Annotated in this window: 13 protein-coding genes; 5 read left to right on the top strand and 8 right to left on the bottom strand. The window is 68.5% G+C overall.

What is annotated here, in order from left to right; all coding sequences use genetic code 11:
* Positions 1-494: 494 nt before the first annotated feature.
* Entirely contained in the window at positions 495-803 is a 309-nt protein-coding gene (locus ACV7GQ_RS17710) for a non-histone chromosomal MC1 family protein (protein WP_166966927.1), read from the bottom strand.
* Positions 804-1,052: 249 nt separating this feature from the next.
* On the opposite strand from ACV7GQ_RS17710, the gene ACV7GQ_RS17705 reads away from it, so the two are divergent.
* Genes ACV7GQ_RS17705 through ACV7GQ_RS17695 form a run of 3 tightly spaced genes read left to right on the top strand, consistent with a single transcriptional unit; the run spans position 1,053 to position 2,866 of the window.
* Positions 1,053-1,250: a hypothetical protein gene (locus tag ACV7GQ_RS17705; protein ID WP_004516407.1), complete on the top strand. Its 198-nt coding sequence runs from the start codon at positions 1,053-1,055 to the stop codon at positions 1,248-1,250.
* Between the two features lie 51 nt (positions 1,251-1,301).
* Complete coding sequence (locus ACV7GQ_RS17700) at positions 1,302-2,354, top strand: quinone-dependent dihydroorotate dehydrogenase (protein ID WP_470311518.1); 1,053 nt, start codon at positions 1,302-1,304, stop codon at positions 2,352-2,354.
* Positions 2,355-2,389: 35 nt separating this feature from the next.
* On the top strand, positions 2,390-2,866 hold the full coding sequence (locus ACV7GQ_RS17695) for an RDD family protein (RefSeq protein WP_470311517.1): 477 nt from the start codon (positions 2,390-2,392) through the stop codon (positions 2,864-2,866).
* A 23-nt stretch (positions 2,867-2,889) separates the two neighbouring features.
* Here ACV7GQ_RS17695 and pheT read toward each other — a convergent pair whose 3' ends face one another.
* The 6 genes from pheT to ACV7GQ_RS17665 form a co-directional block, all read right to left on the bottom strand.
* Positions 2,890-4,623 carry a phenylalanine--tRNA ligase subunit beta gene (gene pheT, locus ACV7GQ_RS17690; protein WP_470311516.1) on the bottom strand — a complete coding sequence of 578 codons (1,734 nt, stop codon included), beginning with the start codon at positions 4,621-4,623 and terminating at the stop codon, positions 2,890-2,892.
* Positions 4,623-6,134: a phenylalanine--tRNA ligase subunit alpha gene (gene pheS / locus ACV7GQ_RS17685; protein ID WP_470311515.1), complete on the bottom strand. Its 1,512-nt coding sequence runs from the start codon at positions 6,132-6,134 to the stop codon at positions 4,623-4,625. Before pheS ends, pheT begins: the two co-directional genes overlap by 1 nt.
* Before the next feature lie 297 nt (positions 6,135-6,431).
* Positions 6,432-7,664 (bottom strand): hypothetical protein, encoded by a 1,233-nt coding sequence (locus ACV7GQ_RS17680; protein ID WP_470311514.1) that lies wholly within the window; start codon positions 7,662-7,664, stop codon positions 6,432-6,434.
* A 159-nt stretch (positions 7,665-7,823) separates the two neighbouring features.
* On the bottom strand, positions 7,824-9,686 hold the full coding sequence (locus tag ACV7GQ_RS17675; protein ID WP_470311513.1) for a tryptophan--tRNA ligase: 1,863 nt from the start codon (positions 9,684-9,686) through the stop codon (positions 7,824-7,826).
* 90 nt (positions 9,687-9,776) lie between these two features.
* A complete protein-coding gene (endA, locus tag ACV7GQ_RS17670) occupies positions 9,777-10,772 on the bottom strand; it encodes a tRNA-intron lyase (protein ID WP_470311512.1) in 996 nt (331 codons plus the stop codon).
* 67 nt (positions 10,773-10,839) lie between these two features.
* Positions 10,840-11,574: a PDDEXK family nuclease gene (locus ACV7GQ_RS17665; RefSeq protein WP_470311511.1), complete on the bottom strand. Its 735-nt coding sequence runs from the start codon at positions 11,572-11,574 to the stop codon at positions 10,840-10,842.
* Between the two features lie 79 nt (positions 11,575-11,653).
* Here ACV7GQ_RS17665 and ACV7GQ_RS17660 point away from each other — a divergent pair, with 79 nt between their 5' ends.
* Together ACV7GQ_RS17660 and ACV7GQ_RS17655 are read left to right on the top strand one after the other, a co-directional pair.
* Positions 11,654-12,154 carry a hypothetical protein gene (locus ACV7GQ_RS17660; protein WP_470311510.1) on the top strand — a complete coding sequence of 167 codons (501 nt, stop codon included), beginning with the start codon at positions 11,654-11,656 and terminating at the stop codon, positions 12,152-12,154.
* A 44-nt stretch (positions 12,155-12,198) separates the two neighbouring features.
* The gene (locus ACV7GQ_RS17655) at positions 12,199-12,852 is read left to right on the top strand and encodes an HAD family hydrolase (protein WP_470311509.1); all 654 of its coding nucleotides are present in this window, start codon (positions 12,199-12,201) and stop codon (positions 12,850-12,852) included.
* Between the two features lie 54 nt (positions 12,853-12,906).
* On the opposite strand, the gene ACV7GQ_RS17650 is transcribed toward ACV7GQ_RS17655, so the two are convergent.
* Entirely contained in the window at positions 12,907-13,254 is a 348-nt protein-coding gene (locus ACV7GQ_RS17650) for a DUF8028 family protein (RefSeq protein WP_470311508.1), read from the bottom strand.
* Between the last annotated feature and the right edge of the window lie 50 nt (positions 13,255-13,304).

Here is a 13,304-nt window from a genome sequence, read left to right as displayed (position 1 = left end):
TGGAATCCTCATTTCTCCGGACCTGTATGTTGTCTCGAAGCCATCTTAAAGGCTTCGAGTTACGATGGCGAGTGACCTCGCCGCGGTCCAGTTCGGCCGGGTTTCGTCGGCCCCGGCCAGGCCTCGGTCGCGTTCATTCCGAACGCCCTCTACCACTTAACTGCGTCGGAGTCCGGACGTGCCGAACCGCACGAGGCGAGCGTGTGTCGCCTCGCGTCCGGACCCGTTGTTGCATGTGAGTGGTCGTCGAGAGTCGGCCTGACAGGGGCGCGTCGCCCCGTACCGAGTTCACATCGAAGTCGATGGGAGTGTCACACTTAACCTCGTCGAACCACGGCCGCTACGTCAGGCGGTTACACGAGTGAGAGAGGGACATGCGTGGGAGCACCGGTCGGGGGAGAACACCAGCGACACCGCGGGCGCACCCGCCGACCCCGGAGAGCGTTGTGACTGGGGACGAGTCGGGCCGGAAAAATCCCGTGCTGGTCGGCGACTCAGATGTCGTCGAGGTGCTCGACACCCTGTTTCGAGACGTTCCCTTTGGTGATGTCGCCTGGCATCCAGTCCGGTTTGTCGTCGGGAGCCTCTTCGACCCACGCCCATGCCTCGTAGATATGGACCTTGTGAGTCCCTTTCTCCCGGAGTCGTATCTCCTGTCGGTCGGCGTCGTCTTCGCTATCGGCCGGGTCGAGCCGTCGGGCTGCCTTCAACGCAGCCTGTCGGGGGGTCCCGCCTGAGAAGACGCTCGATTCGTCACCATCCTCACGGAGCGCAAAGTTGCGCTTGTCACTGTCGCGTGCCATGGTTTTCACCGCTCCATGTCAATTCAGCACATGGCACATTATAAATATACCCCCCAATCCGGCTTCCGTCCCGGGGTATGTTTATATACTAGGAGCGGTTCCGACAGATATCGACCGGAATACACGTCAAAATCGGGCCGAATAGCGCCCGTGATGGCGCGCGCGCACCCCGAACAGGCGCCGTCTGCCGACGAGCGGCACGGTAGACTTAAGTGTATCCTACGGCGATGCACGGAATAGGATAGCGCGATGGTGCGAAAAAAGAAGCTCAGCCCGAGTGGCGCCAAGGACGAAGACGGCGAGTACCACAACGTACATATCAACATCCACGAGGACGAACTCGCCGTCGCCGGGATGGAGATCGGCGACGAGGTGTTCGTGCGGGTGCGGGACAACAAGATCATCATCCAGAAGGCCGACCCCGAAGAGGTCGAACACGACTTCTAACGACCCACCGTCGGTGCCACGGCGCCACCGGGAGGGGGTTCGAGAACGCTCATGAGACTCTACGATATCGCGAAACCGGCACTGTTCTCGCTGCCAGCAGAGACAGCTAACAACGGCGTCCACACGCTGCTCGAAGCCGTACAGGGGACGCCACTGGCCGACGTTATGGCGCGGCAGTACACCGTCTCGGACGACCGGCTGGCGGTCGAGGCCTTCGGCCAGACGTTCGACAACCCCGTCGGCGTCGCCGCGGGGTTCGACAAGAACGCGACCATCCCGTCGGTGCTCGCGGCGTTGGGCTTCGGGTTCGTCGAGGTCGGCGGCGTCACCGCCGAGCCACAGACCGGCAACGCCCGGCCCCGGATGTTCAGGCTCCGCGAGGACGAGGGCATCATCAACCGCATGGGGCTGAACAACGACGGCGCGGACGTCGTCGGCGAACGCCTCGCGTCGACGGACACACCGGTCCCGGTGGGCGTCAACATCGCCAAGAGCGAACACGTCGACACCGACGGCGCCCCCGCGGACTACCGCTACACGTACGAACGGGTCGCCGAGGGCGGGGACTTCTTCGTCGTCAACGTCTCCTGTCCGAACTCACAGGGGTTCGAGGAACTCCAGAACCGCGACGCGATGACGGCCATCTTCTCGGAACTGCGAGACGCCGGTGCGTCACCGCTGCTCGTGAAGCTCTCGCCCGACCTGCCCGAACCCGCCGTCGAGGACACGCTCGACCTCGTGACCGAACTGGACCTCGACGGCGTCGTCGCGACCAACACCTCGACGGAGCGGCCGGCCAGTCTCCGCTCGCCCAACGCCAGCGAGCAGGGCGGCCTCTCCGGCAAGCCCATCGAGGGCCAGTCGACGCGGATGGTCCGCTTCGTCGCAGAGCGAGTGGACGTGCCGGTGGTCGGTGTCGGCGGCGTCTCCAGCGCCGAAGGGGCCTACCGGAAGATACGCGCCGGCGCCTCCCTCGTCCAGCTGTACACCGGGCTCGTCTACAACGGCCCGTCGACCGCCCGAGAGATCAACCGGGGCCTGCTCGACCTGCTGGAGGCGGACGGCTTCGACAGCGTCGAAGCGGCCGTCGGTGCCGACCTGTAGCGAACGTTGAAGTGGCGGGTGGCTGAAGCCGGTGCATGGCCGACGCCCCTCGAACCCTCCACATCGCCTCCTGGGACGACAGATTTCTCGCGTGGCTCGTCGACGTGATACTCGTCGGTGCCGTCCTCGCCGGCCTCGGCGAGGTCGCGGGCGTCTTCGCAGTCCTGACCGGCAGCCTCTCGCTGACGACGCCCTTCGCTGGCCTGAACGGCCTCGCGCTCTTCCTCTACTGGACGGCGCTGGAAGGCTATCAGGGACAGTCCGCCGGCAAGATGGTGCTGGACATCGCAGTGACCGACGAGCGCGGAGACCCCATCGACTACGGGACCGCGGCCATCGAGAGCTTCGGGAAGGCGTTCTTGCTCCCGCTGGACCTGCTCGTCGGCTGGCTCGCCTACGAGAAGGAGGGGCTCCGACTGTTCAACAAGCTCTCCTCGACCATCGTCGTCGAGACGGGCGAAGTAGACGAACAGCCGAGCGACGTGGAGTACGTCTACCCGAGCGACCGGTAGGCAGAGAGATGGAAGTGAACGGCCTACTCTAGAGCGTCGAGCCGGAACTCGAAGGCCGCAACGGGCAGTTCCAGGTCGTGTTCGACGAGCACACTCGGGTGCACCTCGCCGACGACGCCGACCGAGTCCCCGTCCAGTACCACCTCGGCGGCCCGGCCGCCGATGAACGAGGGGTGGGTCGTCGCCGGCGTCCGGAGGTCCTTGTCGAACGCCTCGGCGATGGCCTGCAGACGGGCCTTCGCGTCCTCGTAGGAGGCGTCGGTCCGGGCGAGAACGCCGGCGACGGTGCGGTGTTCCGCGGCGCCCGTGTTCTCGGTGTCGTCGAGCCACGCCGCGAGGCCGATCTCCGCGAGGTCCTGCGGGTAGCGCCGATGGGTGTTGTTCTCCAGGACCATCATGAGCGACGGGAGTGCCCACGTGCGAAGGATGGTGTAGTCCTCGCTGTAGGGCTCCTGGATGGTGACCGGGTCCGCGGCGCCCACGCAGTCGTCGTCGGGGGCGACGTTCATCCGGTCGAAGTTCTCCGTCTCGTTGGTCATGTGGAAGTTCAACAGGTCCTCGAAACCGAGGCCGACGAGGGTGTCGCGGGCGGCGTCCTCGAGTCGGGACCGCTCGTGGCGGCCGCCGACCGTCGAGACGTCCGGGTAGGTCGGTTCGAGGCTGTTGAACCCGAGCGCGCGCCCGATGTCGTCGATGACGTCCAGCGGGTGGATGACGTCGACGCGGTAGGGCGGGACCTCCACCTCGAAGGCGACGCCGTCCTCGCTCCGCGTCTCGGTGGCGTCCAGGCCGGCGCGCTCGGCGTAGTCGACGACCTCGCGCGGGTCGAGGTCGACGCCGAGGATGCCCTCGATGCGGTCGAGCGTGACCGTCTTCGTCCGCACCTCGAAGTCCGGTCGCTCCAGCGTCCGGCCGGCGTACTCGCCGGGCGCGTCGTCGGCGTACTGCACCTCGACGCGTTCGACCTTGCCGCCGCGGGCCTCGAGCGCGTAGCAGACGATGTTGCACATCCGGTCGATGGTCCACTGGTCGGTCCCCGTCATCTCGATGAACAGGTCCCGCGAGTCCTCGGAGACCTCGGTCCGGCGGCCGTTGATGACCGGCGGGAACGAGAACAGCCCGATGGCGTCGTAGATGGCCGGCACGCGGTCGAAGTCGGCCACGAGGTCGCCGTAGGTCTGGCCGGTCTCGTGCTCGGCGATGACCTCGTTGGGGGTCATCTCCTGGTCGGCGTCCAGCGGCACGAACGTCGCCTCGTCGGGGTCGGCGCTCGTGTAGGTGATGGACTTGCCGGTGCCGTCCGTGGCGGCCTCGCCTTTCAGCATCGTCAGGTCGTGGACGCCGATGGCACCCTTCGCGCGCTTGCGACCCATCGTCGCGTGGAGTTTCTCCTGTACCTGAATCAGGGACTCCAGCGCGTCCTCGCTCATGTCGAGCCCGCGGACAACGGCGCCGGTGACGTACGGGCGCGCCTCGGGTTGGTCCTCGACCTCGATGGTCCACTCGGCGCTGTTCGTCGTCGGGACGTAGACGCCGCGGTCGTCGCCGTAGTGGTAGCGCAGCGACCGGGCGACGCCCTCGACAGAGAGGCGGTCGAGGCGGTCGGGGGCGAACTCCAGCTGGAACTCGTCGTCCTCGGTGCGGCCCTCGAACTCCAGGCCGAGGTCGAACAGGTCCGACTTGAGTTCCTCGTCGTCCTTCTCCTCGTGACCGGTGAGGTGGCGCAGTTCGTCGGGGTCGACGTCGACGACGGGCATCAGCGCATCACCTCCGTCTCCCGCAGCAGTTCCAGGTCACACAGCGTCCCGTGCACGTCGCGGATGTCCTCGAAGCCGTACATGAGCATGAGTAGTCGTTCGAGCGAGAGGCCCCACGCCATCACGTCGCAGTCGACGCCCAGCGGGTCCAGCACCTCGTCGCGGAAGATACCGGAGTTCCCGACCTCGACGACCTCACCGGTCTCGGGGTGGGTCCCGAACAGTTCGAAGCTCGGTTCGGTGTAGGGGTTGTAGTGCGGTTTGAACTCCAGGTCGGTGATGCCGAACTGCTCGTAGAACTCCGTGAACGTCCCCATCAGGTCCCGGACCGAGAGGTCCTCGGCCATCACCCAGCCCTCTATCTGGAAGAACTCCAGCAGGTGCGTCGGGTCCAGCGTGTCGTTGCGGTACACCTTCTCGACGCTGAAGAACCGCTGGGGCGGCTCCAGTTCGCCGACCTCGTGGCCCGAGAGGTAGCGCATCGACAGCGAGGTTGTGTGTCCCCGGAGGTCCAGCCCGCGGGCGACCTCCTCCTCCCACGGCGAGTGGTAGCCCTCGCCGTCGGGGCCGACGCCCTCCAGATGGGCCGAGCGCACCCGCTCGACGAGGTCCTCGGGGAGGTCCCTGATCTCGTCCGGCCGGGAGAGCGCGAACTGGTCCCAGTGGGTCCGCGCGGGGTGGTCCTGTGGCATGAACAGGCAGTCGTTGATCCAGAACTGGGCGTCGACGTGCGGGCCCTCCATCTCCTGGAAGCCCATGCCGACGAGCGTGTCCTTCACGCGGTTGGCCGTCTGGCGGAGGATGTGCTCTTTCCCGTGGGGGGCGTCCTCGGCGTCCGCCTCGACGTTGTACTCGGTGAACTCCACGTCCTCCCACTCGCCGCTCGTGAGCAGCTCGGGGGTGAGTTGGTCGACCGTCTCGGCGGCCTCGACGCCCTCCATCAGCGCGGTGACGCCGTCGTCGGTCAGCCGGACCGAGCGGACCGTCTCCTCGCTCGTTTCCAGCAGGCCGCGGCGTTCGAGTTGGTCGAGCGCGTCGGCGTCGGCGTCCTCGGCCCGGCCGTCGGCGACGGCTTCCAGCGCGTGCATCTCCGGGTCCTTGCCGGGTGCCGCGTCGGGGTCGGCGGTTATCTCGCCGCTGTCTATCCGGCCGTACCCCTTCCGGGCGAAGTTCGAGAGCGCGATGTCGACGGCCCCGCCTTCGAGGCCGGAGGCCCCGATGACCTGTCCCATCTGGACCGGTCCCTCGTCGGCCCCCGCGTCGAGGGCGGCCTCGTAGAGGTCCTGCTCGGGGAGGCTCTCGCGGACGTAGCGGTCGCCCTCCTCGGTCAGGTCGTAGTGTTCGAGCGTCTCCTCGGTGACGGCCAGGAGGCCGTCGGCTTCGAGTTCGAAGGCCGCCCGGGTGGCCGCCTCGGGTTTGAGGTCGGCCTCCGCGGCCACCTCGTCGATTCGTCTGTCCTCCTGTGCGTCGGCGGCCTGTAGGACGGCCACCTGTGCCTGTGGTCGTTTCATACGGGTGTCTCGGTCGTTGTCGGGGAATAGCGCGGGTCGCTCAGTTAACGGTTCTCACTTTCCGCGAGGGTCGACGCGTCCCCTCGCTCGGCGGGCAGTTTCGTCCGGCCGCGTCCCTCGACGCGTCCGAAGTCCACCACCCGTCAGGCGGCGGCGAAGAAGAACCCGAACCCCGGAGCGCGGGCTGGCTGGCGAGCGGCGCCGGCACGGTGGGACTCGGGTGCCATGTGTGAGCGGTCGTGATACGGCGCTAAAAGCGTTGTGTCACCGGCCCCCGAGAGGGGGCGTGCGACGACGCTACACCGGGAACAGGAAGAAGCCGCGGAACTCGAAGTCGACGCCCTCGTCCTCCCGGAGGATGGCGCGGGGCCCCTGTCCGGTGCGTGCCACCGCGAGTTCGGTGAAGTCGTCGCCGTCCATGTCGCCCAGTGCGGCGTCGATGGCGTAGCCGTCCTCGTCCCACTCGTCGCCGTCGGTGAACAGCAACTCGAAGTCCGCGTCCTCGTCCTCGTGGACGAAGTAACGGGCGTTCGACTCCGCCTTGCGGGTGACCACGAGTTCCTCGTAGCCGTCGTCGTCCACGTCCCCGAAGTCGATGCCGGTGGCGTAGGCGTTCCGGCCCCAGTTGCGGCCCGCCGCGAGGATGCGTTCGAAGTCGGCGTCGACGTCCTCGAAGACGAAGAAGCGGGCGTTCGACCGGGCTCGCCGGGTGACGCCCAGTTCCTCGTAGCCGTCGTCGTCCACGTCCCCGAAGGCGAGGTCGGTCGGATAGCTGTCGGACCCCCACTCGCGGCCGCCGCGGAACAGCACGTCGAAGTCCTCGTCGGCGTCGTCGTGGACGAAGAAGCGGGCGTTGCCGCCGGCCCGCCGACCGACCGCGAGTTCGTCGACCCCGTCCTCGTCGATGTCGCCGGCCGCCAGCGCCGAGGTCGCGATGCCCCGCCCCCAGTTCCGGCCGCCGCGGAGCAGGACGTCCTCGTCCTCGTAGTCGACGACGAAGAAGCGGGCGTTGGTTCTGGCCGAGCGGCCCACGGCGAGTTCGTCCACGCCGTCGTCGTCGAAGTCACCGGCCGCCAGCGCCGTCGTGTCGGCGTCGCTGCCCCAGTTGCGGCCCGCCGCGAGCAGTCGGTCGAAGTCCTCGTCGGCGTCGTCGTAGACGAAGAAGCGGGCGTTCCCGCCGGCCCGCCGACCGACCGCGAGTTCGTCGGCCCCGTCGTCGTCGTAGTCCCCGAAGGCCAGCGCCGTCGCGAACGCGCCGTCGCCCCACTCGTCGCCGCCGGAGAACAGCACCTCGAACTCCGCGTCCTCGTCGTCGAGCACCCAGAACCGCGGGCCGTCGTCGGTCCGGAGGGCGACCGCGACCTCGTCGCGGCCGTCGTCGTCGGCGTCGCCCCACGCGACGGCCGTCGGTCCGTCGGGGAGGTCCCCGAGGGGAAGCGGGATGGCCGTCGCCTCGGACGCCACGCCGCCGGCGAGGGCGGCACCGCCGAGCGTTGCACCGGTGTACTGGAGGTACTCCCGTCGCTGCATGGCAGCCAATAGTTAGAACACCGACAGTAAAACGGCGGAGTATCGTTCACGGTCGGCCGTCGACAGAAGCGAGCCTTACCGCGGTTGTAAGCCGACCGAAAGCCGCCGACGAGCGGGCCGCTCCGCCACGAGGACGGTTTGTGTCGACCTACAAACTGTTCACGACCGTTTTCGGTGCGAGTCGAGGTCGATGTCCAGCTCGTCGAGTTTCTCCGCCCACTCGGCGCGCTTCTCCTGGTGGTCCTCGAGGAACTCCGCCATCAGTTCGGCGGCCTGTTCCTTGCACCCGCCACAGAGTCGCTCGCCGCCGACACACTCCTCGTACACCTCGGTGGCGAACTCGTCGTCGTCGCCCGACAGGAGGTAGGCGTACAGTTCGTAGACGGGGCACTCGTCGGCCTTCCCGCCCTTCTCTCGCTGTTCCTCGGCGGTGGCGCGGCCGCCGGTCGTCGCCGACTTCACCTTGTCGTAGCCGTCCTCGGGGTCGTCGAGCAGGGAGATGTGGGAGGCCGGCACCGACGAGGACATCTTGCCGCCGGTGAGGCCGGTCATGAACCGGTGGTAGATGGAGGACGGCGGCAGGAAGCCGTAGCCGCCGTTGTCCAGTTCCACCTCGCGGGCGAGTTCCTCGGCCTCGGCGTGGTCCATCTCGAAGGCGTCGATGTGTTCGTCGTAGACGCGCTTCTCGCCGGAGACGGCCTCGATGAGCGCCTCGAAGGCCGCGTCGGTGGCGTTGCGGTCGAGGAAGCGCGTCCGGCGGCGGAGCGGTTCGCGGCCACCGGACGACAGTTTGTCGGTCAGCGATTCGAACGTCGCTTCGGTGACCGTCGCGGGCGGGAGTCGCTGGAAGGGCACCAGCGCATCGAGTATCTGTGTCCACGACTCCGTCGACAGGTCGGCGTTGTCCACCGCGGCCAGCTCCTCGGGGTCGACCCGCTCGGGCAGGTTGCCGTCCATCGACTCGGAGAGCACCGGGTCGGCGAGAGCGGCGAGCAGCGTCGCGGCCTGCTTGCAGTTCGTGTGCCCGACCTCGCCCTGAGCGCCGTGGCTCTCCATCCCGATACCGTCCTCGATGGCCCGCTCGACCTCGGTGTAGAACCACTTGAGCAGGGCGCGCTCGTCCTCGTCTGCCAGTTCGAAACTGGCGAACGCCTCCGTCACGCCGAAGTAGCGCATCCGCGCCGCGAGGTCCCGGGCGAGCCGCATGTGGGGGTCCTGGTCCGGGCCGACCGGAATCACGGTCGGTTTCGGCTCGTCCAGTTGCGGGTAGAGGATGTCGGCCATCTGGGTGACGACCGACTGCATGTAGGAGATGTTCGTCTCGCCGTCGAAGTCGTAGATGGCCTGCAGCTCCGAGGCGTTGGCCTCCGCGCCGAGTTCGAAGGCGAGGTCCTGCAGTTCTCGGTTCTCGGACTGGCGGTACAGTTCGCCCTCCTCGGGGTCGAAGCCGAGCGCGAGCAAGGAGAGGACGTAACTGCGGGCGTGGTCGTCTATCTCCTCCCAGGTCAGGCCGCGGGCGGCGTGGGCCTCGAGGTCCGCGATGAGGCCGTAGGCGTCGGCGCCCTGCTCCTGGTGCCAGATTATCTCGTCGAACACCATCTTGTGGCCGATGTGGGGGTCGCCGGTCGGCATGAACCCCGAGAGGGCGGCGAACTCCTCGCCCTCGCGCATCGCCTCGGCGACCGGCCCGTAGTCCCGGTGGCCGAAGATGACGCCCCGGCGCATCAGGTAGTGGGGGTTGGGCACCTCGGGCAGCACGTCGTCGAACTCCTCGATACCGAACTGCTCGAACAGCTTGCGGTAGTCCGCGATGGTCGAGGAGCCCCACGGGTCGAGTCTGACCTCGTCGGCGCCGGCGGCGTCCGTTCCGCCGTCGGAGCGGAGCTCCGACGAGACTCGCCTCGCTTCGCTCGGTTCACCACCGTCGGCGCGGAGGGCGGCCGACTCCCGCCACGAGTCTCCCGACTGGCGGCGGTCCTCGTCGGGCGATGCGTCGTCGTGGGGGGAGTCGCTGTCGGTCATGGTCGGATGGCTGCGTACGTCATCGTTGGCTCCGGTCGGCGCAAAAAGGGTTCGCTTCGGGTCGCCATGGGTCGGTCGACCGCCCGCCGCTCAGGGCGTGAGCCGCCGTACTTCGACCCACGCGACGCCGTCGCCGACCAGCGCGAACACCATCGTCTTCCGGACGCCGTGGGCCAGTCTGACGTCCAGCGCGAGGTCCCGCGGTTCGAACCGGTGGGCGGCCGGCAGCGCCCGCACGAGCAGTTCCGAGTGCCCGAGGTTCTCGACGCTCTCGACGTCGGCGTAGGTCCGGAAGTCCGCACCGAACTTGAACCCGGTCTTCGGGACGACGCCCGCGTCGCGCAGGGCCGCGTAGACGGTCAGACGGCGGTCAAACCGCTCGCCCTCCACCTCGCGGCCGCGTTCGGCGACGGCGTCGGGCCCGCCCTCGACTCGCAGGTCGCCCGTCCGAGCGAGGTACGCGGCCTCGACCAGGGACAGCTGGACCGCGTCCTCGTCGAGACGCTGGCCGTAGAACGCCCGTTCGTACACCTCGCTGGGCGGGTCCCAGCAGACGACGCGCTCGGTGAGCAGTTCGCCGTCGACCGCCGGGACGCGCGCGTCGCTGGTCCCGCCCACCTCGCGGGTCGCCGTCTCGAGGTACGTTATCTCGCTCTCCTCGTCGACGACGGCCAGCACGCAGTCGCCGAGCGACGACGCCGGCACGTCGTCCCGTTCCCCGACGACGCGCACCCGGTAGGCGACCGCGTCGTCCCACGGCCCCTGCCCGCGGGGGTAGACCACGAAGTCCACGCCGTCGGGGTCGTCGACCCACCCCTCGCGGGCGGGCGTGAGGTAGAAGCCCCTGTCCCGCAGGTCCCTGTAGACGAGGAAGTCGGCCATCGAGACGGCCGACGACCCGAGCAGTTCGCGGAAGGCCAGCCCGTCGACGGCCTCGACGTCGCCCCGATAGAGGAGGTGGGCCGCCTCCACCGGCGCGAGGTCGAGGTCGCCGTTCCGTGCGCGGCCGTACCCCCGCGAGTCGTAGAACCGCTCCCGGGCGCGGCCCCCGGCCCGGACGACGTCGCCGTCGAGTGTGAGGTCCATGGCTCTGGGTGGTTCGTGCGTGGACAAATCCTCTGTGGGTTGGGGCTCGCAGTCGTCCGGGGCGACGTCACGGCGTGCCGACCACCTCCGCCTCGCAGGTGCTGTCCAGACACCGCCGGCCGCCGGCCGTCTCGAACACCGGGAGGCCGCAGGAGCACTCGTCGACGAGGACGCCCGACGGGACCGAGAACCCGGTGTCGCAGTCGGGGTAGTGCTCACAGCCGGCCAGCAGGCCGCCCCGGCGGATGATCCGCAGGTCGCCGTCGCAGTCGGGGCAGTCCCACGCGCGGTCGAAGGCGGCGCGCACACGGTCGTCCAGCGACTGGCAGTCGCGGTCGAGACAGAGTTCGAAGGCCTCGCCGCGCTCGACGCGCATCGTCGGGAGGCCACAGTCGTCACAACGGCCGCCCGTGACGGTGGCGTTCGAGGGCAGGCCGTACGCCGAGCCGCAGTCGGTACAGGAAACGCTCCCGCGTGCGCGGACGAGCGTCCCGACACAGTCGGGACAGTCGGCAACCGGAACGCCGGCGTGGGAGGCCGGGAACCTGGCGCTGCCGTGTTCCTCGTGGGCGACCACGCGGAGCAGCTCCTCGCCGTCGCGTGCGGTCACGACGCCGTCCTCGACGGCGACGCTCTCCGCGCGGGTGAGCCACGCCACCGGCTGGTAGCCCGCGGCGTCGTGGACCAGGACGGTGTTGTCGGGCTTGACCACCACCAGTACGTCGCCGCGCTGTTCGCGCTCGCGGGACCCCTCGAAGACGGTCGTACACTCACCGGCCATCACGCGCGTTCCGTCGTGCATAGCCCGGGGTGGTTCCGTCTCGGTATATGAAAGCTCGGCTCGGAACAAGGGTTTTGCCCGCGGCACGGGTGGGTGGGGCATGGACCTCTCACGTCGGACGGTGTTGACCGCGGTCGGGACGGCGGCGCTGGCGGGGTGTACGGGTACGGACAACGAGACACCGACGCCCGAGGACATCCCCTACACCGTCGAGAACGTCGACGGCGGCCCGCACGACGTCGTGCTGGCGGCGACGCCCAACGGCGTGACCGGGTTCGAGTTCACCTACGCCGACGGCTCCACCCGGACCGTCGAGGCGACCGATATCGGGGAACTCCCCAGCGACGCCATCGACGGGGCGGTCGGACTCCGGCCGCTGGGTGAGGGGGTCGTCCGGCGGGAGCTGACCGTCACGAGCGGCGAGCGACGGGAGGGTGCGTTCACCGGACTCGCGCCGGACACGAGGGTGTTCTCGCTCGTGGCCCCAAGCGGCGAGCAGATACGCTCGTACGGGTTCAACTGGTGTGACGAGGGACGGATGGAACTGGAGATACGCGTCGTCACCGAGCGGATCTACGAGGAGAGCGTCCGCTGTACGTGAGGCGGCCGCAACAGGCAAATCCCTCGGGCGATTGAGGGTGGACAATGAGTGCCCTACCGACAGCTATCTGCTTCGACATGGACGGCGTCCTCGTCATGTCCGAGGACCACTGGGTGAGCATCCAGCGCGACCACATCCTCCCGACCGTCGCACCGGACGACGACATCCCGCTGTCGGCCATCACCGGTCGCGACTACACCGAGGTCTACCCCGAAATCGCCGCCGAGTACGACGTGGCGGTCTCCCGCGAGAAGTACGAACGCCTGTTCGAGGAGGCCGGCGAGCGCATCTACCGGGACCACGCGACGTTTCTGGAGGGCGCCCACGCCCTGCTCGACGACCTCGCCGCGGCCGGCGTCGCCCTCGCGCTCACCACCTCGGCGCCGTGGGACTGGATAGACGTCATCGACGAGCGGTTCGACCTGCTGGGTCACTTCGACGCGGCGGTGAGCGCACAGGACATCGACGGGCCGGGTAAGCCGGACCCCGGCATCTACGAGCGCGGCGCGGCGGAGCTGGGCGTCGACCCCGAGGAGTGCTGGGCCGTCGAGGACTCCACTGCGGGCGCCCGGGCGGCCGTGCGCGCGGGTATGACCACCGTCGGCTTCCGCGGCGACGGCGACGCGACGGACCTCTCGATGACCCACCATCTGGCCGACGACGCCGGCGACCTGCGGGCGCTGTTGCTCGGCGAGTGAGTCAGCGAGGAGAGAGCGGGGACCGACCGGGTCGGAGGGACCTGCGGGGCGGCGTCAGGCGTCCGCGCGGTAGCCACGGCCGAGGACGAGGCCGAGGAGGTTCGCGAGGAAGGCGCCCGTGAGGAGGACGAGCAGCGTCTGTCCGTCCAGACCACTCAGCAGGAGCACCGGGTACGCCAGCGGTGCCAGAACCGCGGTCCAGAACCCGAGGAACTGCACGGGTCGGAAGGCGAGCGTTCGAAAGTCGGTACTCCTGTCGGGGAGCGCTTCGGTCGGGGACTGGAAGGGCGAGACACTGGACATACGTTTCCTCCTCACGCTACTGCAGGACCCATACCCCCATATAAACGCCAGATACTTACGGACAATTCGCGAGGTTACACGCTTCCTGCCCGGTTTCATCCGGTTTCATCGTCGTTTTCAGAGGCGTCCAGACGTTTCGAGAGCGGGTT

This window comes from Haloarcula sp. MBLA0163 (assembly GCF_055632435.1).
Note: the sequence above shows the minus strand (reverse complement) of the source record. Positions and strands in the feature narration are given on the sequence as shown.

What these genes read in the sequence shown, in the direction of transcription:
- ACV7GQ_RS17665 (WP_470311511.1), bottom strand. Translation starts at nt 11,574, where the DNA reads ATGCACGACGGAACGCGCGTGATGGCCGGTGAGTGTACGACCGTCTTC.
- ACV7GQ_RS17710 (WP_166966927.1), bottom strand. Translation starts at nt 803, where the DNA reads ATGGCACGCGACAGTGACAAGCGCAACTTTGCGCTCCGTGAGGATGGT.
- pheT (WP_470311516.1), bottom strand. Translation starts at nt 4,623, where the DNA reads ATGCCCGTCGTCGACGTCGACCCCGACGAACTGCGCCACCTCACCGGT.
- pheS (WP_470311515.1), bottom strand. Translation starts at nt 6,134, where the DNA reads ATGAAACGACCACAGGCACAGGTGGCCGTCCTACAGGCCGCCGACGCA.
- ACV7GQ_RS17660 (WP_470311510.1), top strand. Translation starts at nt 11,654, where the DNA reads ATGGACCTCTCACGTCGGACGGTGTTGACCGCGGTCGGGACGGCGGCG.
- endA (WP_470311512.1), bottom strand. Translation starts at nt 10,772, where the DNA reads ATGGACCTCACACTCGACGGCGACGTCGTCCGGGCCGGGGGCCGCGCC.
- ACV7GQ_RS17680 (WP_470311514.1), bottom strand. Translation starts at nt 7,664, where the DNA reads ATGCAGCGACGGGAGTACCTCCAGTACACCGGTGCAACGCTCGGCGGT.
- ACV7GQ_RS17655 (WP_470311509.1), top strand. Translation starts at nt 12,199, where the DNA reads ATGAGTGCCCTACCGACAGCTATCTGCTTCGACATGGACGGCGTCCTC.
- ACV7GQ_RS17695 (WP_470311517.1), top strand. Translation starts at nt 2,390, where the DNA reads ATGGCCGACGCCCCTCGAACCCTCCACATCGCCTCCTGGGACGACAGA.
- ACV7GQ_RS17705 (WP_004516407.1), top strand. Translation starts at nt 1,053, where the DNA reads ATGGTGCGAAAAAAGAAGCTCAGCCCGAGTGGCGCCAAGGACGAAGAC.
- ACV7GQ_RS17650 (WP_470311508.1), bottom strand. Translation starts at nt 13,254, where the DNA reads ATGAAACCGGGCAGGAAGCGTGTAACCTCGCGAATTGTCCGTAAGTAT.
- ACV7GQ_RS17675 (WP_470311513.1), bottom strand. Translation starts at nt 9,686, where the DNA reads ATGACCGACAGCGACTCCCCCCACGACGACGCATCGCCCGACGAGGAC.
- ACV7GQ_RS17700 (WP_470311518.1), top strand. Translation starts at nt 1,302, where the DNA reads ATGAGACTCTACGATATCGCGAAACCGGCACTGTTCTCGCTGCCAGCA.